Annotated in this window: 17 protein-coding genes; 11 read left to right on the plus strand and 6 right to left on the minus strand. The window is 65.8% G+C overall.

From position 1 onward, the window contains the following. Window positions 1–29: 29 nt before the first annotated feature. The gene (locus tag L1F06_RS05625) at window positions 30–449 is read left to right on the plus strand and encodes an Lrp/AsnC family transcriptional regulator (protein WP_041772959.1); all 420 of its coding nucleotides are present in this window, start codon (window positions 30–32) and stop codon (window positions 447–449) included. A gap of 10 nt (window positions 450–459) precedes the next feature. On the opposite strand, the gene L1F06_RS05630 is transcribed toward L1F06_RS05625, so the two are convergent. The 3 genes from L1F06_RS05630 to L1F06_RS05640 form a co-directional block, all read right to left on the minus strand. Further along, a complete protein-coding gene (locus tag L1F06_RS05630; RefSeq protein ID WP_129483902.1) occupies window positions 460–1,806 on the minus strand; it encodes an APC family permease in 1,347 nt (448 codons plus the stop codon). 3 nt (window positions 1,807–1,809) lie between these two features. After that, complete coding sequence (locus L1F06_RS05635; protein WP_129483903.1) at window positions 1,810–2,607, minus strand: 50S ribosomal protein L11 methyltransferase; 798 nt, start codon at window positions 2,605–2,607, stop codon at window positions 1,810–1,812. 523 nt (window positions 2,608–3,130) lie between these two features. Beyond that, entirely contained in the window at window positions 3,131–3,589 is a 459-nt protein-coding gene (locus tag L1F06_RS05640; RefSeq protein ID WP_129483904.1) for a hypothetical protein, read from the minus strand. A 169-nt stretch (window positions 3,590–3,758) separates the two neighbouring features. On the opposite strand from L1F06_RS05640, the gene sbcD reads away from it, so the two are divergent. The 8 genes from sbcD to L1F06_RS05680 all read left to right on the plus strand — a co-directional run bounded on the left by sbcD (window position 3,759) and on the right by L1F06_RS05680 (window position 14,538). Beyond that, window positions 3,759–4,973 carry an exonuclease subunit SbcD gene (gene sbcD / locus L1F06_RS05645; RefSeq protein ID WP_129483905.1) on the plus strand — a complete coding sequence of 405 codons (1,215 nt, stop codon included), beginning with the start codon at window positions 3,759–3,761 and terminating at the stop codon, window positions 4,971–4,973. Between the two features lie 416 nt (window positions 4,974–5,389). Continuing rightward, complete coding sequence (locus L1F06_RS05650) at window positions 5,390–6,349, plus strand: quinone oxidoreductase family protein (RefSeq protein ID WP_129483906.1); 960 nt, start codon at window positions 5,390–5,392, stop codon at window positions 6,347–6,349. Window positions 6,350–6,659: 310 nt separating this feature from the next. Beyond that, window positions 6,660–7,757 carry a GGDEF domain-containing protein gene (locus L1F06_RS05655; protein WP_252576736.1) on the plus strand — a complete coding sequence of 366 codons (1,098 nt, stop codon included), beginning with the start codon at window positions 6,660–6,662 and terminating at the stop codon, window positions 7,755–7,757. A gap of 90 nt (window positions 7,758–7,847) precedes the next feature. Beyond that, window positions 7,848–8,210, plus strand: coding sequence for a hypothetical protein (locus L1F06_RS05660; RefSeq protein WP_129483907.1), 363 nt, complete (start codon window positions 7,848–7,850; stop codon window positions 8,208–8,210). 58 nt (window positions 8,211–8,268) lie between these two features. After that, window positions 8,269–11,703, plus strand: coding sequence for an SbcC/MukB-like Walker B domain-containing protein (locus tag L1F06_RS05665; RefSeq protein ID WP_129483908.1), 3,435 nt, complete (start codon window positions 8,269–8,271; stop codon window positions 11,701–11,703). A gap of 2 nt (window positions 11,704–11,705) precedes the next feature. Further along, the gene (locus L1F06_RS05670; protein WP_129483909.1) at window positions 11,706–12,248 is read left to right on the plus strand and encodes a hydrolase; all 543 of its coding nucleotides are present in this window, start codon (window positions 11,706–11,708) and stop codon (window positions 12,246–12,248) included. A 177-nt stretch (window positions 12,249–12,425) separates the two neighbouring features. Further along, on the plus strand, window positions 12,426–13,199 hold the full coding sequence (locus L1F06_RS05675; RefSeq protein ID WP_129483910.1) for a substrate-binding periplasmic protein: 774 nt from the start codon (window positions 12,426–12,428) through the stop codon (window positions 13,197–13,199). Window positions 13,200–13,293: 94 nt separating this feature from the next. Beyond that, entirely contained in the window at window positions 13,294–14,538 is a 1,245-nt protein-coding gene (locus L1F06_RS05680) for an ArsB/NhaD family transporter (RefSeq protein WP_129483911.1), read from the plus strand. A gap of 94 nt (window positions 14,539–14,632) precedes the next feature. On the opposite strand, the gene rlmF is transcribed toward L1F06_RS05680, so the two are convergent. From rlmF to olsB, 3 genes are all read right to left on the minus strand, one after another. Next, on the minus strand, window positions 14,633–15,634 hold the full coding sequence (rlmF, locus tag L1F06_RS05685; RefSeq protein ID WP_129483912.1) for a 23S rRNA (adenine(1618)-N(6))-methyltransferase RlmF: 1,002 nt from the start codon (window positions 15,632–15,634) through the stop codon (window positions 14,633–14,635). Window positions 15,635–15,816: 182 nt separating this feature from the next. Next, a complete protein-coding gene (locus tag L1F06_RS05690; protein ID WP_003246474.1) occupies window positions 15,817–16,590 on the minus strand; it encodes a lysophospholipid acyltransferase family protein in 774 nt (257 codons plus the stop codon). 143 nt (window positions 16,591–16,733) lie between these two features. Further along, complete coding sequence (gene olsB, locus L1F06_RS05695; protein ID WP_129483913.1) at window positions 16,734–17,465, minus strand: L-ornithine N(alpha)-acyltransferase; 732 nt, start codon at window positions 17,463–17,465, stop codon at window positions 16,734–16,736. Between the two features lie 147 nt (window positions 17,466–17,612). On the opposite strand from olsB, the gene L1F06_RS05700 reads away from it, so the two are divergent. Continuing rightward, window positions 17,613–18,503: an acyl-CoA dehydrogenase family protein gene (locus L1F06_RS05700; RefSeq protein ID WP_096827222.1), complete on the plus strand. Its 891-nt coding sequence runs from the start codon at window positions 17,613–17,615 to the stop codon at window positions 18,501–18,503. Between the two features lie 66 nt (window positions 18,504–18,569). After that, entirely contained in the window at window positions 18,570–19,355 is a 786-nt protein-coding gene (locus tag L1F06_RS05705; protein ID WP_129483914.1) for an oxygen-binding di-iron domain-containing protein, read from the plus strand. Window positions 19,356–19,431 lie beyond the last annotated feature (76 nt).

A 19,431-nucleotide genomic window follows, 5' to 3' on the forward strand; every position in this document is an offset into this window, starting at 1 on the left:
CGTCAAACTGCCTAGTGCCCGAGAACCCCGTGGACAAGTTCGATCGCCAGATCCTCGCCCTGCTGCGCGCCGATGCGCGTACCACCGTCAGCCAGATTGCCCGCGAGATCAACCTGTCGCGTTCGGCGGTCAGCGAGCGCATTCGCCAACTGGAGAGCAGCGGGGTGATTCGCGGCTATCACGCCCGGGTTGCCGAGCCGGGCGAGGGTGGGGTGAAGGCCTTTCTCGAACTCTTCTATCAGGGGCGTCGCTGCGAGGAGTTCGTCGAACGCATGCGGGCCTTTCCCGAGGTGCGCCATTGCAGTGGGATCAGCGGCGAGACCGACATGCTGGTGCTGGTCGAGGCGCCGAGCATGGCGCGCCTGAGCGAGGTGCGCGGCGCCATCGAGCAGTTTCCCGGCATGCAGAAGGTCAAGACCCATGTGGTGGTGACCGACTGGGCCATGTGAGTCGGCGCCTTCACTCCGCCGTGTCGGGCTGCTCCTGCAGGGCCGTGCGCTGCAACAGCAGCAGTGGCGCTCCGGCTGCCAGCACCAGCAGGCCGAGCAGCGCGCCGCTGCCGGCATACAGGGTGCTGGAATAGAACAGGCCCAGGCAGGTCAGGGCGAACAGGATCGGCGTCAGGGGATACAGCGGCACGCTGAACGGGCGCCGTACCCAGGGCTGGCTGCGGCGCAGGCGGATCAGCGCCAGGGCGGTGAGCGACATGAACAACCAGAATACCGGCGCGGTGTAGGCCACCATGGTCTGCACGCCGTTCTCGCTCAGCGCGCCGAACAGAATCAGCGGCAGGGTGATCGCGCATTGCAGCAGCAGCGCGCGCAGAGGCGTGGCGCCACGTTCGTTCCAGCGACCGAGAAAGGCCAGCTGCGGTACATCGCGGCCCAGCGCGTAGTACACCCGCGAGCCGGTGAAGATGGTGGCGTTGAGCGTGCTCAGGGCAGTCAGGCAGACGAACAGCGCGAGCATGGCCTCGGCCCGCGGCCCGGCGACCATGTGCATCAGGTCGGCGGCAACCGCATCGGTCTGGCGCAGGCCGTCGAGGCCGAAGATATCGAGGAACACCAGGTTCGCCAGCAGGTACAGGGCGGTCACCAGCGCCGTGCCGATCAGCAGCACGCGGCTCATGTTGCGCGCCGGATCGCGCAGTTCGCCGGAGAGGTAGGCCGCCTCGTTCCAGCCGCCATAGGTGAGCAGCACGAACACCATGCCCATGCCGAGCATGGCCGCCGTACTGCCGCTCGCCTGCGGCGGCGCGGCCGCTGCCTGCTGTGGCTCGGCCAGGGCCAGGCCGGCCAGTATCACCAGCAGGATCGACGCCACCGTGGCCGCGCTGAAGAACACCTGGGCGCGGCGCGATTCACGGGTGCCGAGCAGGTTGAGCAGGGTCAGCGCCACCACCACCGAGGCGGCATGCCAGGCACTGCCGTACGGCTCGAGGGGCAGCAGGCGCTGGGCATAGTCGCCATAGATGAAGGCGACCACGGCGATGGCGCCGGTCTGGATCACCGTGCCGCGCGCCCAGGCGAACAGCAGGCCGACCTGCGGCCCCCAGGCCAGACTCAGATAGTGGTATTCGCCGCCCTGATCCGGGTGCGCGGCGCCCAGCTCGCCGTAGCACAGCGCGCCGATCAGCATGACCAGGCCTCCGGCCAGCCACAGCGCCAGATACAGTTCGGCGCTGCTGGCATGCTGGGCGACCAGGGGCGGCAGGCCGAAGATGCCCACCCCGATCACCACGCCGGCGAGCATGGCCACGCCATCGACGACCGACAGGCCGGCCCGCGATGAGGCCTGCGCAGTCATGGCTCAGCTCCTGCGGGCGACCCAGTCCTGCACCGCCCCCTTGCCCGGTACCGCCTCGATGCTGCGGCCATTGACCTGGCCCACGTACAGCCGGTCATTGAGGGTAAAGCTCAGCTCGTTGCCCCTGAGCTGGCCGCTCAACCCGCCGTACTGACCGTCCACGCTGCCCACCACCTTCTGGAAGTGCTGGTCCAGCTCCACCTGATAGCGCTGACCGTCCGCCTCGATGGTCCACTGGCCGGCGACCTTGGCCGGCACTATCCACAGGAACACCGCGTTGCCGTTGATCACATCGCTGCGATCCGGCTCCCAGTCGCCCAGGTTGAAGGCATGCGACACCACGCGGGTGCCTGGCTTGAGGGTGTCGAAGATGACCGGTCGCAGGCGCATGTTGACGGTGGAGAGCAGATACATGGTCAGCACGTCGGCCTGGGAAATGTCCTTCTCGAACAGATCGCCCTGCTCGAAGGTGACCCTGTCCGCCACGCCTTCGCGTTCGGCGTTCTCCCGCGCCGCGCTGACGCGCTCGGGGTCCAGGTCGATGCCATAGGCCGCTCGGGCGCCGTGATCCTGCACGGCGGAAATGGCGATGCGCCCATCGCCCGAACCGAGGTCGATGACGTAGTCGTCCGGGCCGATCTCGGCCAGTTCCAGCATGTGCGCCACCACCGGTTCGGGGGTTGGCACGTAGGGCACGTCGAGTCGCGGCGGTTGCGCCTGCGCCGTGTCGATCAGCAGTCCGGCCAGCAGCCCGGCGGACAGGGTGAGGGACGAGAAGGTACGAACGGATGCAGCGCTCATCGGTGGAATCTCCTCACAGGGGGGCGATTTTGGTCCGACTGACGGGGCTGGCCAAGGTTCGTACTGAGGCCTTGCGGGATTGGGCAAGAATGCCCGGCAGGCCAGTGGCGGCCTTGCCTGTGGCTGTGTAAGCGGATGTTAACGCACGCCGCGCAAGCGCCGACGTTGCCTTGGCGCAGGCGCGCAGGCACTGTAGGCGGGTTATCCGCTTTGGTCGTTTCCCGCATGCGCATCCTGCACACCTCCGACTGGCATCTGGGCCAGCACTTCATGGGCAAGACTTGTCTACGCCTCGTTTGACCTGGCTACTTGGGCGAAGCCGCACGTGCTCGTAGAGCGCTTTGTGAGGCGAGCATATTCGCTCTGCTAATCACGGGGTCGCCCGCAGTGATATCGAGATATTCCAGAGGCGCGCTTAGGTAGCTTGGGGATTGAGGTTGAAAAATTCCCTGCAGCACTTGATGGCTAAGAAGTCATGCAGGGATGGCAATCGCTCTGCCATCCCATCAAGCCAGGGGTTTGACTACTCAGCTTGGCTAGTCAGTGGTACCGCTGGCGATTTTTGCTCAGTGATTGCTGCAGGCAGCGAAACCGACGCACTTTCCGGCAGTTTGAACATTGCCCCGGTAGCTGGGTCGACTGCGAAAAGGCCGATAAGGCCGCCAAACAGAATGTTGCCCCAGTACCAACCGTCCAGGCTGCTGTCCAAGGTGGAGACCTGCGAGGTATAACCATCCTTCTTGTAGCTGACGGTGTACTGTTCGCCCTTAAAGTAGCCGGCACCTGCTCTCAGTGACACGGTGCCAGGCGTCATACCGGTATGTACAACCTTTCCCGAGCGATTGCGGATCTCGAAATCTGCCCCTTCCGGCGCGCTAGTTACGCTTACCGGGTAGGACGAGTCACTCACGATGCTGGCGCACCCGCTGATGCCGAGGATCAAAGCAAGCGGAGCTAGAGGGATGGCAAACTTATTATTCATTCCGTTACTACTTCCAAGTAGTTGGTCCTATGTGTGTGCCCATTCCGGGCGAAAGCATCATAGAGAAGGAGTAGGGCTTGGAGTAGTGGCCATTTGAAATTATTGCTTTGATTTTCTGCGTTCCACAGGCATCCGGGATTAAAGGCCCGGCTTTTCGAGAATTCCCTCCATGCGCATCCTGCACACCTCCGACTGGCATCTGGGCCAGCACTTCATGGGCAAGACCCGTCAGGCCGAGCATCAGGCCTTCTGCGCCTGGCTGCTGGAGCAGGTCCGCAGCCATGCCGTGGATGTGCTGCTGATAGCCGGCGACGTGTTCGACACCGGTGCGCCGCCCAGCTATGCCCGTGAGCAGTACTACCGCCTGGTGGTGGAGCTGCGCGACGCCGGCTGCGCGCTGGTGGTACTCGGCGGCAATCACGACTCGCCGGCCATGCTCGGCGAGAGCCGCAGCCTGCTGGCGCAACTGGGTACCCAGGTGGTGCCGGGTGTCGGTGTCGATCTCGCCGAGCAGGTGCGGGTGCTGCATGACCGCGAGGGTGTGCCTGGCGCCATTCTCTGCGCGGTACCCTTCATCCGCCCGCGTGATGTCACGGCCAGCCAGGCCGGGCAGAGCGCGCAGGACAAGCAGCAGTCGCTGCAGCAGGCCATCGCCGAGCACTACCGAGCCCTTCACGAGCTGGCGCAGCGCAAGCGCGACGAGCTGGGCCTGGGGCTGCCGATCATCGCCACCGGTCACCTGACCACCGTGGGCGCCAGTGCCAGCGAGTCGGTGCGGGAAATCTACGTCGGCAGCCTGGAGGCCTTCCCCACCAGCGCCTTCCCGCCCGCCGATTACATCGCCCTCGGTCATATCCACAGGCCGCAGAAGGTCGGCGGTCTGGAGCACATACGCTACAGCGGCTCGCCCATCGCGCTGTCCTTCGATGAAGCGCGGCAGCAGAAGGAAGTGCTACTCCTGACCTTCGGCGATGGCTCGCTGCAATCGATCACCCCCCTGCCCGTGCCGGTGTTCCAGCCCATGGCCAGCCTGCGCGGCTCGCTCAAGGAACTGGCCGGCGCCATCGCCGAACAGGCCGCCCAGGGCACGCCCGAGCGGCCTGTGTGGCTCGAGGTACAGGTCAGCAGCGACGATTACCTGAGTGATCTGCAAAGCCGCATCAATGCCCTGTGCGAGGGGCTGCCTGTCGAGGTGCTACGCATTCGCCGCGAGCGCGGCGCGGCCAGCGCAAGTCTGGCCAGCGAAGCACGGGAAACCCTGGATGAGCTGTCGGTGGAGGACGTCTTTTCACGCAGGCTGCAACAGGAAACGCTGGATGAGGACGATAGCCAGCGCTTGCAGGACCTGTATCGGCAGGTGCTGGAAACGCTGCCAAGAGCCTAGGTGCCCACAATGCGCTTATGACTAGGTACATGCGCCTATCAAAGCCAAGCGCAAGATTGAGAAGACCATGGCGCGGTTCGGTGCCAGGGTGAGCCCCCGTTCCGGGTGATCAAACGCCAGATGCGCCGACGCACTTCCGTGCGTTTGGCGAAGAATTCGGTGCAGTGGGAGACATTTGCCCACCTTTTCTGATCAGACCGCCGCTTCAAATCGACGGATCTCCTCCAGCGCAGCCCTTGGCGAATTCGATGGAACAACGCCGATAGATCGACGCTCTCAATCATTGTCGTTTCGCTCCCGGGAATGCGGGGGCTGGAGCAGATCTTGAGACCGACTTCGTGCCGATAAATTGCCTCAGTCGACGCAAGTTGGGCGCACCAATCCACAGCTTGATGCGGACGAGGAGTAGATAAATTGTGAAAGCAGCAGTCTACGATACAGCCGGCGCCCCTAGTGTTCTGAAGTACATCGATCTTCCAACACCCGCTATTGAACCAGGCGATGTGCTGATTGCCGTCGAGGCCATTTCGCTTGAGGGTGGCGATCTGATAAACCGTCGCTCTACCCCGCCGCCCCATCCATCATGGGTCGTCGGTTATGCGGCAGCCGGCACCGTGATGGAGATCGGCTCGGGCGTTACAAGCCGCAAGGTCGGGGACAGGGTCGTAGCGTTCAATATGCAGGGATCGCACGCGGAACTCTGGTCGGTGCCGGAGGCGCGAACATGGCGCATACCTGATGGCCTGGATGCGTCGGATGCTGCAGTTGTGCCGATCTCATTTGGAACCGCTTACCACTGTCTTTTCACGCGAGGCGCGCTTGAACGGGGAGAGACTGTTCTCATCCAGGCGGCTGCCGGCGGAGTAGGGGTGGCTGCTCTTCAGCTCGCTGCACAATCGGGGGCGACGGTAATCGCGGTAGCAAGCGGCGCGCAACGCAGAGGTCGCCTGCTTGAGCTCGGCGCTCACCACGTAATAGACCGCGCTGACTGTGATGTGGTGGAAACCGTTCATGCACTCACAAAGGGCGCAGGCGTTGACCTCGTTATCGATCCGGTCGGAAAGACTCTGCAGGCCTCCCTCTCTTCGCTCGCGCATGAGGGCCGTCTTGTCTTTGTCGGTAATGCGGGTGGCGGTAGCCTGACAGCTGACCTGTGGCCGCCGATGCAGGCCAACCAAACACTCTTGGGAGTGTTTATGGGGACGCTTTTCGAAAGATCCGCCATACGGTCGAATGTCGACGACATGTTGAAGGCCGTCGCTACGGGCAGTGTTCGCAGCGTCATTGACCGGACGTTTAAATTGTCGGAGGCTGCCGCAGCCCATGAATATGCCGAGAAGGAGAAGCCGCTCGGACGTATCGTCATCAAGCCGTGAAACCCGTTCCGTGCAGGCGGCAATCCGCTTTCTTCGCCAACATTTGTTCCATATCGCTGACCTTGGGCCAACGGTTAAATCAAAGCAGATTGCCGGTAGTGAACTCCGCTTTTTTCTCCTGTTTTGCCCCGTCTGGCCAGTGCCACGGTCGCTTTGTCGTGGCCAATCCGGTTGCTGTTTGAGTTGCCGGGGCCTGGATTCGGCTTACTACGCTCCTCCCTTCCTCGCAGCCCTGACGCCTCGTCTTGTGGTCCGTCCTGCCGCAGGCGTTCTATGCTGTGGGTGATGGCCATTTGGCAGAGGTGCGAAAGTGCCGTTATTCAATGCATTGGCGCGATCGCTGGATCCGTTGCACGGGGTGCAGGCTGCCACTCGGCAGGCGTTCGACCACTGGTATCGTCAGGCGAAGATTCCGCAGATTCGTTACGTCGCCTTTCTGACCATGGCGTTGTATCTGATCTACGCCGCCATCGAGCAGAACGTGACGAGCGAGCAGGTGCTGGCCCGTTTCATCGTTCATGGCCTGATGGTGCCCGGGGCGCTGCTGGCGGTGGGGGTGCTGAGCTTTCAGCCGAGCCGCCAGCGCACGATGTTCACGATTCTCACGGTGGCGCCCGTATGCACGGCGGCGGCCAATCTCCATTTCAATTTCGGCACGCCGCTGTTCGTCCATTTCGCGCCGGAAATCTACCTCAACCTGATGTGGACCTTCGCCGTCTCCGGCCTCACCCTGCGTCAGGCCCTGGCTACGGCCTCGGCATCGGTACTGGTGATTCTCGTCGTCACCCTCGACCATTCGCTGGAGCCGGGCATGCAGCGGCTTCACCTGATCTGGATCCTGGCGTCGTTTTCCTTCGGGCTGCTCAGTGCGTTCCTGCTGGAGCGAGCGCATAAGCGCATGTTCCTGCATCAGGACCGGCTGGCCCTGAGCGCCAGCCTGGACGGGCTGACGGGGCTGTGGAACCGCTCGCGCATGGAGCGCTTCCTGGCCGAGGAAATCGCCAGGGCCAACCGGTATGGCACGCCGTTTTCCGTGGTGCTGATCGATATCGACCATTTCAAGAGCGTCAACGATACCCACGGCCATGCGGTGGGTGACAGCGTGCTGCGCCAGTTCGCGACCTTGCTGCGCGACAGCGTGCGGGTATTGGACAAGGTGGGGCGGCTGGGCGGTGAGGAGTTTCTGATCGTCCTGCCGGAGAACGATGCCGCGCAGGCGAAGCAGGCCGTACAGGCGCTGCAGCAGCGCATCAACGGGTTCGCTTTCGACAGGGTGCAGCGCAAGACGGCCAGCTTCGGCATTGCCGAGTATCGCCCGGGCGAGAGCCTTGATAGCCTGCTGGAGCGCGCCGATCAGGCGATGTATCGCGCCAAGGCCAGTGGCCGCGACCGCATCGAGGCGCTCTGATGGGCACGGGCACGCCTGAACCGCCACCGCAGCGCGACGGTCGAACCCTGGCCAACCCCCACCCTTGAGCGCACGACAACGGAGTCGGATATGCAGCGAGTTTTCTTTCTTCCCATTGCGGCAGTGGCCGTGTTTGCCGGTCTGGTCGGTTGCGGCAGCTCGCCGGCGCCCAATGCCGCCGTGACCGAGCAGTGGCTGGGGCGCTGGACGGGGCCGGAGGGCACCTACCTGGAGATCAGCGGAACGCCCGCCGACTACCGGCTGACCATCGCCAACCTCGACGGCCCGCGACGCTTCGTCGGCCGTGCGCAGGGAGCGCAGATCGTCTTCGTGCGCGATGGCGTGGTGGAGCGCATTCGCGCCACCGACGGTGGGGCCACTGGCATGAAATGGCTGCTGGACAAACAGAACTGCCTGACCGTGCGCAGCGGCGAGGGCTACTGCCGCGATTGAGCCGTTACGCCACACGGATATGCCAGAATGAACGCCTTCAACGGCTTACGACCTGTGCATGAAAATCCTCAGCCTGCGCCTCAAGAACCTCAACTCGCTCAAGGGCGAATGGAAGATCGATTTTGCCGCCGAGCCCTTCGCCGGCAGCGGCCTGTTCGCCATCACCGGGCCGACCGGCGCGGGCAAGACCACTTTGCTCGATGCCATCTGCCTGGCCCTGTACCACCGCACACCGCGAATGAGCACGCTGTCGGCCAGTGGCAACGAGCTGATGACCCGGCACACTGCCGACTGCCTGGCCGAGGTGGAATTCGAGGTGAAAGGACAGGGCTATCGCGCCTTCTGGAGCCAGCGCCGCGCGCGGGACAAGGTCGAAGGCGCGCTGCAGGCGCCCAAGGTCGAGCTGGCGCGTATTGCCGACGGCGAAATCCTCACCGACAAGATTCGCGAGAAGGAACATCTCACCGCCGAACTGACCGGCCTGGACTTCGAGCGTTTCACCAAATCCATGCTGCTGGCCCAGGGCGGCTTCGCGGCCTTTCTCGAGGCCAACGCCAACCAGCGCGCCGAGCTGCTGGAGGAACTGACCGGTACCGAGGTGTACGGACTGATCTCGCAGCAGGTCTACGAGCGCACCAAGGCGTCGGAACAGGCGCTGAATCTGCTGAAGAGCCGCGCTCAGGGTATGGAGCTGCTGGACGAGGCGCAGCGTGCCGAATTGCAGGCCGAGCATCAGCGCCTGAACCAGGAGGAGGCGCCGCTGTTGGCGCAGCAACAGGCCCTGCAAGGCCAGCGCCGCTGGCGCGAAGCCCTGCAACAGGCCGAGCAGCAATGCGAGCGCGCGCGAATGGGACTGGAGCAGGCGCAGCAGGCGCGCAACGAGGCGGCCGGCGAGCTGCAGCGTCTGGCCGCCAGTGAACCGGCCGCGCGCCTGCAGCCGTTGTATCAGAGCTGGCAGCAGCTGCAGCAGGATCGACAGCAGGCGCAGCAGGTGCTGGACGATCTGCAGGCGCAGCAGCGCCACAGCAGCGAGCGCGAGCACCAGCAACTCTGGCTGGCCAGCCGCTACGCCCGGCAATGCCTGAGCCTGCACCAGAGCGAACAGCAGCGTCTGACCGAGCAGCGTGAAACGCTGCAAGCGCGTTTGAGTGCTACCCCGCAACGTGCCCGCCTGGGCGAGTTGCTTGGCGGCTGGCGCGCGCAGTTCGATCAGCGCGGGCAACAGCTCATGCGGCAGCAGACGCTGCGCGAGAGCATGGTGCGAGAGCGCGAGCAGCTCGCTGCCTTGGAACAGCAGCGTGATCAGCTCGCCGCGCAGCAGACGGACGCGGCGACGCGGCTGGTGCAGGCGCAAGCCCTCGAAGCCGGACAGCACAGCGAGCTGCAGGCGTTGCTCGGCGCGGACGACGAGGCCGGGCTGCGGCAGCGCTGGCAGCAGCTGCAGGTGCAGGGAAGGGCGCTGGATCGCCTGGAACAACTGGTGCAGAGCCGCGAGCAGACGGCCGAACAGATCGCCGAGCTGACCCCGCACCTGGCGCAGCTGCAAACGCAGCATGCCGCCAAGAACGATGAAATCACCGCCCTGCGCGAGCGCTACAAAGTGCTCAAGCAGCAGGTTGCCGACAAGGAAAAGCTGCTGGAGCAGGAGCAGCGCATTCAGGATCTGGAAGCCTATCGTGCCCAGCTGCAGCCGGGCGAAGCCTGCCCATTGTGCGGCTCGCACGAGCATCCGGCGGTCAGCCAGTACCAGGCGCTGGATGTCTCCGCCACGCGCCAGGCGCTGGAGCAGTGCCGCAGCGACCTGGCGCAGCTGGAAAGCCAGGGCGGCACCCTGCGCGACGAACTGACCCGTCTGGCCACGCAGATCGCCCAGTTGCAGCAGCAACTGGAACAGGCACAACAGCGCGTCGCCCAACAGGACGCGCAGTGGCAGCAGCAACTGGCCGAGCAGGCCCTGCAGATCGCCGATGGTGCAGCGCTGCGTCAGTTGCAGCGTGAGCATGAGCAGCATCTGGGGCAGCTGCAGCAGCGTCTCGCCCAGGTCGAAACCCGTCAGGCCGAGCTGACGCAGGCGCGCAGTGCTCGTGAGATTGCCGAACGAGCGCTGGCCGATATGCAGCAACGCCTGGCGCTGCAGGCGCGCGATGAAGAAAACCTGCAGGCGCGTCAACGCGAACAGGGCGAGCGTCTGCAAGGGCTGGAGCAGGAACTGCGGCATCACGATCAGGCGCTGCTGGCCAGTCTCGATGGCTTCGCCTCGGAGTTGCCGGCCGACGCCGACACCTGGCTAGCCAAGCAGGCCAGCGCCTGGCGCGACTGGCAGCAGGCTCAGGCGCAGGACCAGCAGTTGCAGGAGCAGCTGCGCGCAACCGAGCGTCTGCTCGCCGAAGCCGAGGCCCGGACCGAGCAATGGCAACAGCGCTGGCAGGCCGAACAGGCGCCGGCACTGATCGAGCCCGAGGCAGTGGCGCAGCCCGAGCAGGCCCTGCAAGGTGCCATCGACAGCCTGGCCAGCGCGCAGCGCGAAAGCGATGCCCTGCGTGGCCGGCAGCAGAGCCAGCAGAGCCTGCTGCAGCAATTGCAGCAGCGCCTGAGCGAAGCCGAGCAGCGCTGGCAGCAGGCGCTGGCGGTCAGCCCCTTCACTGACCTGCAGGCATTTCTCGACGCGCTGCTGGACGATGACGAACGTGAGCGTCTGACGAGTTTGCAGGCGCGTCTGCAGCAAGCCCTTACCGAGGCCACGACATTGTTGGCCGCCGCCGACGCGCAATGGCAGCAACTGAGCACGACACCGCAGACCGAGCTGACGCTGATCGAGCTGGACGAGCAGCTGCAGGCGCTGCAGCTGACCTTGCGCGAGCTGAGCCAGCGCCAGGGCGAGCTGCGCGCCCAGTTACAGGCTGACGATGCGCGGCGCAGCAGCCAGCAGGCGCTGTTCGCCGAGATCGCTGCACAGGAGAGCGAGCACGCGTTGTGGCAGCAGCTCAACGGCCTGATCGGTTCGGCCGATGGCGCCAAGTTCCGCAAGTTCGCCCAGGGCCTGACTCTCGATCATCTGATCCACCTGGCCAATCGCCAACTGACGCGCCTGCACGGTCGCTACCAGCTGGCGCGCAAGAGCAGCGGCGAACTGGAGCTGGAGGTGTGCGACACCTGGCAGGCCGACGTGGCGCGCGACTGCCGCACGCTGTCCGGTGGCGAGAGCTTCCTGGTCAGCCTGGCGCTGGCCCTGGCGCTGTCGGATCTGGTCAGCCACAAGACCAGCATCGACTCGCTGTTTCTCGACGAAGGCTTCGGTACGCTCGATGGCGAAACCCTGGAGGTGGCGCTCGATGCTCTGGACAACCTCAACGCCAGCGGCAAGACCATCGGCGTGATCAGTCACGTCGAGGCGATGAAAGAACGCATTCCCGTGCAGCTGCGGGTGCACAAGGGCGTCGGCCTCGGCTACAGCCGGCTCGACGCGCGTTTTGCAGTGAAGGAAGGAGCGTAGCGATGCTGATGCGAGCGAAGGATTCCACCCTGCTGGTGATCGACCTGCAGGAGCGGCTGCTGCCGGCCATCGACGACGGCGCGGCGGTGGTCGAGCAGGCCGCCTGGCTGGTGCAGGTGGCGCAGCACCTGCAGGTGCCGGTGATTGCCACCGAGCAATATCCCAAGGGCCTCGGCGCGACCGAGGCCGGTCTGCGTGCGCTGCTGCCGCGCGCGGGGCTGCGCGAGAAGATTCATTTTTCGGCCACCGCCGGCGCCGGGCTGTTCGATCTGCCGGGCGGCGAGCGCCGGCAGTTCATCGTCTGCGGCACGGAAACCCATGTCTGCGTGCTGCAGACGGTGCTCGGTCTGCTGGCGGCCGGGCGCGAGGTGTTCGTGGTGGACGAGGCCGTCGGCTCGCGTCGGCCACGCGACAAGGCCCTGGGCCTGGCGCGGATGGAACGCGCCGGGGCGGTGATCGTGTCGCGCGAGATGGTCGCCTTCGAATGGCTCGAACAGGCTGGCAACGACCTGTTCCGCCAGATCAGCCGCGAATTCATTCGCTGAAGTCCCTGTTGCCGCGCGGCCCGAGACGGACGGCGCAGCAGGGGCGATGGCTAGTGGCTATCGCATCGGCGGAACCGGCCTATGCTTGATGGCAGCATAGGTATAACCCGTCAATTACTGCCGACAGCTTGCGGCCAGGCCGCACTGGCTCTGGCTCTGGCTCATGGAGCGTCGTCGTTGCGCCAAGTTCTGTGTTGCTGTCTGCTCTGGCTGGTGGCCTGTGCCAGTCACGGGGCGGAGCCGGGCCTGACCCTGTGCCACGAGGATCAGGACTCCTTTCCCTGGGTGATGACCGACGGTACCGGGCTGAACTTCGAGCTGCTGGGGCTGGTGGAGCGCGCCCTGGCGCTGCACTTCGTCTACGTCGCGGTGCCCTGGAAGCGTTGCCTGGCCGGGCTGGAGCATGGCCTGTACGACGGTGCCTTCGCCGCCAGCTTCAAGCAGGAACGCCTGAGTATGGGGCATTACCCGAGCGACGGCGCCGGACAGGTGGACGAGTTTAGGCGACTGCACACCTCCCGCTATGCGCTGTACCGCCGTATCGGCAGCGCGGCGGCTTGGGACGGTCAGCGTTTCAGCCATTTCACCCGGCGTGTCGGCTCGCTGAGCGGATTTTCCATCCGTGATCTGTTGCTGGCCCACGGTCTGGAAGTGGACGAGTCCAGTCGCGATCCGCTGGCCTTGCTGCGCATGCTGATTCACGGGCGCGTGGATGCTGTGGCGTTGCAGACCCAGCGTGGCGACTTTCTGCTCAAGGCCCATCCGCAGCTGGCGCAGCGGCTGGAGAAGTTGCCCCAGCCCCTGGAGGAGAAGGCCTATTACCTGATGCTTTCCAAGGACCTGCTGGCGCGCGAAGCGAACCTTGCCGAAGCGATCTGGGATGAGGTGCGGCGCCAGCGCGAGTCGTCCGAGTATCAGGCGCGGGTGGCGGCCTACCTGGCGCGTCCCTGAGCGGGGCGGGAAAACCGCGGCGGACTATTCCCGTGTGGCGTCATGCTCGCTAGAGTCCGCATCCTCAAATCGCGTCTGTTCTGGCGGGCATAGCATGACCTTCGCTTCCTGGCTGACCATCGGCCTGTTCGTTATCACCTATGCGGGCATGGCGGCCGGCGGTATTCGCGGCCTGCGCATCGACCGCAGCTGGATCGCCTGCAGCGCGGCGGTACTGCTGCTGGTCAGCGGCGCGCTGAGCATGCAGGACGCCGCCCATCACCTCGATCCCGGTGCGCTGTTGCTGCTGCTGGCGCTGATGCTGATTTCCGCCCAGTTCGATTTCTCCGGCGTCTATGCCTGGCTCAACGAATACCTGACCCATCATGCCGAGCGCCCGGCCGTGCTGCTGGCCGGCGTGGTGCTGCTGGGCGGCCTGCTGTCGGCCATTCTGGTCAACGATATCGTCGCCTTCGCCCTGACCCCGCTGCTGTGCCGCAGCCTGCAGCTACGCGGCCTTGATGCCCGACCGTTTCTGCTGGCGCTGGCGTTGTCCTGCAATGCCGGCTCGGCGGCCAGCCTGATCGGCAATCCGCAGAACATTCTGATCGGCCAGGCCGGCGGGCTGGATTTCTGGGGTTATGTCGCCGTGGCCGGGATGCCTGCGCTGGCGGCGATGGCCATCGTCTATGCGGTGATCTGGCTGCAGTGGCGACATCGCTGGGGCGAGCCCAGGCCACTGCCAGCGGATGACATGCCGGTGGAGCGCATCTACGGCGCGCACAGCTATCTGAAACCGCTGCTGGCCAGCCTGGCGCTGCTGGCGCTGTTCGCCACGGCGTTGCCGCGCGAGTTGTCGGCGCTGCTGATCGCGGTGCTGGTGATGGTGTCGCGGCGGGTGGACAGCCGCGACTACGTGAACAAGGTGGACTGGAACCTGCTGCTGCTGTTCGTCGGGCTGTTTCTGGTCAGCGGCGCCGCGCTGCAGTTGCCGCAGCTGGCGCAGGGCGCGGCGTGGCTGGCCGAGCATGGGCTGTTGCCGCAGGGCGTGATTTCGCTGGCGACCTCGTCGCTGCTGGCGAGCAACCTGATCGGCAACGTGCCCTTCGTGGTGCTGCTGCTGGGGCTGATGCCGGAGCTGTCGCACGCCGTGCTGATCGGTCTGGCGGTGATGTCGACGCTGGCCGGCAACCTGCTGCTGATCGGTAGCGTGGTCAACCTGATCGTCGCCGAAGGGGCGAAGCGTCAGGGCGTGCGCATCGGCTTCGTCGACTATGCCCGCAGCGGCGTGCCGGTGACGCTGCTGAGCATGACGCTGGCCGGACTCTGGCTGGGCCTGGGCGGCTGGCTGCCCTGGTAGCTCGATCGGGGCGCGCGGCGCACCCTACGGCCCGGCGCGCTGGACCAACATGTAGGGTGCGCCCTGCGCACCAATGGTTCTCCGGCCGGTTGGTCTAGCGCCAACGGTTTTGCCGCCAGGCACCCCGCGCTTCGCCATCCTTGAACGTCCAGGCCACCAGGCGGCTCTGCTTCTGCCCCTGGGACATGCCGAGGATGCGTACCTCCGCCGCGCCGGCCTTGGCCAGCCAGCCCTGCAGCAGCTCGACGTTGCTGCCCTTGGACACCAGGCTGCTGAACCACAAGACCTGCCCTGCCACCTGCGCGCTCTCGCTGGCCATGCGCTTGAGAAAGGCGGCCTCGCCACCCGGGCACCACAGCTCGGCCGCCTGGCCACCGAAGTTGAGCACCGGCAGCTTGCGCCTGGGGTCGAGCTTGCCGAGGTTGCGCCACTTGCGCGTGCTGCCACGGGTGGCTTCGTCGGCGCTGGCATGGAAGGGCGGGTTGCACAGGGTGAGGTCGACGCGTTCGTCCGCCTGCAACAGGCCGAGGAAGATATGCTCGGCATTCGCCTGCTGGCGCAGCTCGATACCGCCGGCCAGCAGCGGATTGGCCGCGACGATGGCGCGCGCCGAGGCCAGCGCTGCCGGGGCGATATCGGCGCCGATGAAGTGCCAGCCGTATTCGCAATGGCCGATCAGCGGGTAGATGCAGTTGGCACCGACGCCGATGTCCAGCGCGCGGATGCCGGCGCCGCGGGGTATCTGCCCGTCGTTGTCAGTGGCCAGCAGGTCGGCGAGGTTGTGCAGGTAATCGGCGCGGCCGGGAATCGGTGGGCACAGATAGCCCTCTGGAATGTCCCAATGCCGGATGCCGTAGTACTGCGCCAGCAGCGCGCGATTGAACACCTTGACCGCCGCCGGGTTGGCGAAGTCGATGCTCGGCTTGCCATAGGGATTGGTGATGACGAAATCGCCCAGTTCCGGGCTGACCTTGATCAGCGCAGGAAAGTCGTAGCGGCCCTGGTGACGGTTGCGTGGATGCAGCTCGCCCTTTGCCGGTGCGGTCTTCACGGCGGCGGGAGCGGGTTTGCGCGGGCGTTTCGGCGGCTGGGGCATGAACGGGCATCGGCGAGTCGGGCGCGGGATTTTCCCATGCTTTGTTCGGCTTTGCAGGCGTATCGATGAATTGAAGAGCGCGTCCTTGCTTAGATGCCCCCATTCTGAGGCTGGACCATGCTGTTCGGCGGCAGCTTAGGGCAACTTCGACTGCCTCTAAACACGCCCAGCCTCGAGGTGCTTTACGCCGCCTCTGCTTGCTCCTGCGGCGCGTGCAGCTGCAGGGCGCTGGCGATGATCGCCTGGCTGTGTCGGGCCAGTTCGTTGCGGCTGCGCGATTCGCTGGGGATCGGCGAGAGCAGGCGTATCTCCACCTCGCCGGCCGGGCTGGAGAGCAGGCGCAGCAGGTGCGAGAGCATGTCGTCGTCGCCGACGAAGGGCGCCACCGGGCAGGGCTGGCCACCGCGCAGGTAACGAATGGCCACCGGCTGCACGGCCACGCCGCTGTCGATGGCGCTCGCCAGCAGGCGGCCGTGGAAGGTGCGCAGGGTCAGGCCGTCGGTAGTGGTGCCTTCCGGGAAGATCAGCAGGTGGCGGCCGAGTTGCAGATGGCGGGTCAGTTGCTGGCCGACCAGGTTGCTGTCGCCCGCGCCGCGGCGGATGAACAGGGTCCCGGCCTTGTGCGCCAGCCAGCCGGCCAGCGGCCAGGCGCGTACCTCGGCCTTGGACAGAAAGGAGATCGGCTGTAGCGCACCGAGCAGCGGGATGTCGGTCCAGGACACGTGGTTGGCGACCCAGAGCATCGGCTGTTCGGGCAACTCGCCTTCGACCCGCACGCGAAAGGGCAGGGCGCCGCCGAGACGCGCGAGGAACCAGCGCGTCAGGCGCTGACGCAGGGACATCAGGTCATGCCGGGCCACTCGTTCGCAGAGGCTGACGATGGCGGCCAGCAGTGCGCCGAAGGCGATCACCAGGGCCAGATGAAAGAGGCGCAGGGATAGACGCAGTTTGGCCATCGAGGCCTCCGCTTGTGGACGAGTGCCGGCATTATCCATGGATAGCGGCGTTTGGCGATGCCTGGCCGTCGTGCGTTGTACAGAAGCGACTCTGCTCGCCAATGGCGAGCGGTCTCGTTCGCGAGCAGAGCGCGCTCCTACCTTCAGACCGCGGCCTTGAAGTGCCGGGCATAGCGCGGGCACAGCTCGTCGCGCTTGAGCAGGATGAACACGTCGGCCACCTGGAAGTCCTTGTCCCAGCAGGGTTCGCCGCAGATCTTCGCGCCCAGGCGCATGTAGGCCTTGAGCAGCGGCGGCATTTCGGCGATGACGTTGCCCGGTACGTCCAGCGGCGGCAGCGGGTGCCTGGGCTCGGCGCGCAGGTGCTCGGTGCACAGGTAGCGTTCGCGCAGGCGCTGCATGATGGCTTGGGCCTGGATGCCGCCGTCCCGCATGGAAATGCTGGCGCAGCCCATCAGGTAGCGGTAGCCGCCCTCGTTGAGGACCTCGGCCAGTTCGCCCCAGAGCACGGCGATGGTGGCGCCGTTGCGGTAGGCGGCATCGACGCAGGTGCGGCCGATCTCCAGCACCGGGCCTTCGAGTTTGGCCAGGCCGTGCAGGGCGAATTCCTCTTCGCTGTAGTAGCGACCGAGACCGGCGGCAGCCTGGTGGTCGAGCAGGCGGGTGGTGGCTACCAGCTCGCCGCTGTTCATGTCGCGGACGCCGATATGGCGGCAGTGAATGTCGTAGTCGTCCATGTCCAGACCCAGTTCGGCGCCATTGAGCTTGGCGTCGAATTCCGCGCTGAATACGCGGTAGCGCAAGGCCTGGGCTTCACGCAGGGCGGCGGGGCCTTGCAGGCGTTCGGCCTGCAGACGGCGAGCGGGTTGAGTCATGCCAGATCCTCCGTGTGCCGGCTGAATGCTTGCAGCCGGTCGATCTTGTTGGGCAAGCTCAGGCTAGGTTCGCGCGGTGTCACCACCGTGACGTTTTTTTGATGCTTATGTGACGGCGCCTGCGCCGCTGCCGCGAGGAGGTCTGCGATGCCCTGGTCGAGCCTGTTTCAGCCCATCGAGCGCCTGACTGCCGAGGCGGGGCTGGAAGACTGGTACGCCCGCCTGCTGGCGCGTCTGGGCGGCGCGCCGTACCCCTTCGAACTGGCGCTGGCGGGCGGCCTGCAGGCGGCCACGCCGGGGCTGGCCTTTCTCGCCGGTTACCAGGCGGCGCTGCGCATGCTGTGGCCGGCGGCGCCCTGGACGGCCGGTGCGCTGTGCGTGACGGAAAATCGCAGCACCCGCCCGGCCGACATGAGCACGCGCATCAATGGTCTGCAGATCAGCGGCCGCAAGGATTTCGTCACCGCCGCCGAATGCGCCGACTGGCTGCTGGTGGCGGCGCGCGAGGAGCAGGCGCACGAGGCGCCGCGCCTGGCCCTGGGTGTGGTGCGCCAGGGCGCGCCGGGCGTGCGCATCGAGCCGCTGCCGGCACTGCCGTTGATGCCGGATATCGGTCATGCCCGCCTGCATCTGGATCAGGCGCACGGCGAGCGCCTGGCCGGCGACGGCTGGGACGATTACGTGAAGCCCTTCCGCACCCTGGAGGATGTGCACGTGCTTGCGGCGGTCTGTGCCTGGCAGTTCGGCGTGGGCCGCGAATGTGCCTGGCCGGACGCTCTGCTGTTGCGCCTGCAGGCGCTGCTGGCCGGTTGTGCGGAGGTGGCGCGGCAGGCGCCCAATGCACCGACCACGCACCTGCTGCTGGCCGGCCTGTTCGCCCAGCAGCAGGCACTGAGCGGCGAGCTGCAGGCGGCCTTCGCCGCCGGCCCGGCGCACTGGGCCGAGCTGTGGCAACGCGACCAGGGCCTGCTGCGCATCGCCGAGACGGCGCGCACCAAGCGCCTGGAGAAAGCGCGGCAGATTGTCGCCGCGCGTTGACCCATATCAGTACCGGCTGGCCCGCCTGCGCATAAGGTTACCTCGCGATTCATCTACGAGGTTTCCATGCGCCGCGAGCCCATCGTGCTGTTCGATAACGGCAGCCACCAATGCCTGATGTTCGATGACCTGGTCAGCGGCGAGGGCGTGCAATCCAACCAGTTCCTGATCACCGACCACGAGCAGTACCTGCTGCTCGACCCGGGTGGCGACCTGACCTATACGCCGCTGTCGCTGGAGCTGTCCAAGCACATCCCGGTGCAGGACATGACCTACATCTTCGCCTCGCACCAGGACCCGGACATCATTGCCTCGCTGGATAAGTGGCTGCTGCACACCCGCGCGCGGGTGATCTGCTCCAAGTTGTGGGCGCGCTTTCTGCCGCATCTGACGGCCAACTACCTGGCGCTGAGCCGCGGCATCAACACCTACGACCGCATCATCGCGCTGCCCGACCGCGGCCAGAGCATCCCGCTGGGCAAGTGCTCGCTCAAGGCGGTGCCGGCGCACTTCCTGCACTCGGTGGGCAACTTCCAGGTCTACGACCCGGTGAGCAAGATCCTCTTCTCCGGCGACATGGGCGCCTCGATGGTCGACGACGCTTCGCCGGTGCGCGACTTCGTCAACCACGTGCCGAACATGGAGGGGTTCCACCGCCGCTACATGGCCGGCAACAAAGCCTGTCGCCTGTGGGCGGCGATGGTGCGCGAAATGGACGTGGCGATGATCGTGCCGCAGCACGGCCGCCCCTTCGTTGGCGCCGAGATGATCAGCGCCTTCCTCTACTGGATCGAGAACCTGGAGTGCGGTCTCGACCTGATGGGCCCCGACGATTACCGCCTGCCGAACTAGGGCTGCGCATACCGGGACCCCGTCGCTCGGATTGGTACGTACGACCTAGGTGACCCCGCGACACCCTAGGCGGCGC

The organism is Pseudomonas hydrolytica (assembly GCF_021495345.1).
Classification (GTDB): domain Bacteria; phylum Pseudomonadota; class Gammaproteobacteria; order Pseudomonadales; family Pseudomonadaceae; genus Aquipseudomonas; species Aquipseudomonas hydrolytica.

What these genes read in the sequence shown, in the direction of transcription:
- L1F06_RS05630 (WP_129483902.1), bottom strand. Translation starts at nt 1,806, where the DNA reads ATGACTGCGCAGGCCTCATCGCGGGCCGGCCTGTCGGTCGTCGATGGC.
- L1F06_RS05635 (WP_129483903.1), bottom strand. Translation starts at nt 2,607, where the DNA reads ATGAGCGCTGCATCCGTTCGTACCTTCTCGTCCCTCACCCTGTCCGCC.
- L1F06_RS05640 (WP_129483904.1), bottom strand. Translation starts at nt 3,589, where the DNA reads ATGAATAATAAGTTTGCCATCCCTCTAGCTCCGCTTGCTTTGATCCTC.
- sbcD (WP_129483905.1), top strand. Translation starts at nt 3,759, where the DNA reads ATGCGCATCCTGCACACCTCCGACTGGCATCTGGGCCAGCACTTCATG.
- L1F06_RS05660 (WP_129483907.1), top strand. Translation starts at nt 7,848, where the DNA reads ATGCAGCGAGTTTTCTTTCTTCCCATTGCGGCAGTGGCCGTGTTTGCC.
- L1F06_RS05665 (WP_129483908.1), top strand. Translation starts at nt 8,269, where the DNA reads ATGAAAATCCTCAGCCTGCGCCTCAAGAACCTCAACTCGCTCAAGGGC.
- L1F06_RS05670 (WP_129483909.1), top strand. Translation starts at nt 11,706, where the DNA reads ATGCTGATGCGAGCGAAGGATTCCACCCTGCTGGTGATCGACCTGCAG.
- L1F06_RS05680 (WP_129483911.1), top strand. Translation starts at nt 13,294, where the DNA reads ATGACCTTCGCTTCCTGGCTGACCATCGGCCTGTTCGTTATCACCTAT.
- rlmF (WP_129483912.1), bottom strand. Translation starts at nt 15,634, where the DNA reads ATGCCCCAGCCGCCGAAACGCCCGCGCAAACCCGCTCCCGCCGCCGTG.
- L1F06_RS05690 (WP_003246474.1), bottom strand. Translation starts at nt 16,590, where the DNA reads ATGGCCAAACTGCGTCTATCCCTGCGCCTCTTTCATCTGGCCCTGGTG.
- olsB (WP_129483913.1), bottom strand. Translation starts at nt 17,465, where the DNA reads ATGACTCAACCCGCTCGCCGTCTGCAGGCCGAACGCCTGCAAGGCCCC.
- L1F06_RS05700 (WP_096827222.1), top strand. Translation starts at nt 17,613, where the DNA reads ATGCCCTGGTCGAGCCTGTTTCAGCCCATCGAGCGCCTGACTGCCGAG.
- L1F06_RS05705 (WP_129483914.1), top strand. Translation starts at nt 18,570, where the DNA reads ATGCGCCGCGAGCCCATCGTGCTGTTCGATAACGGCAGCCACCAATGC.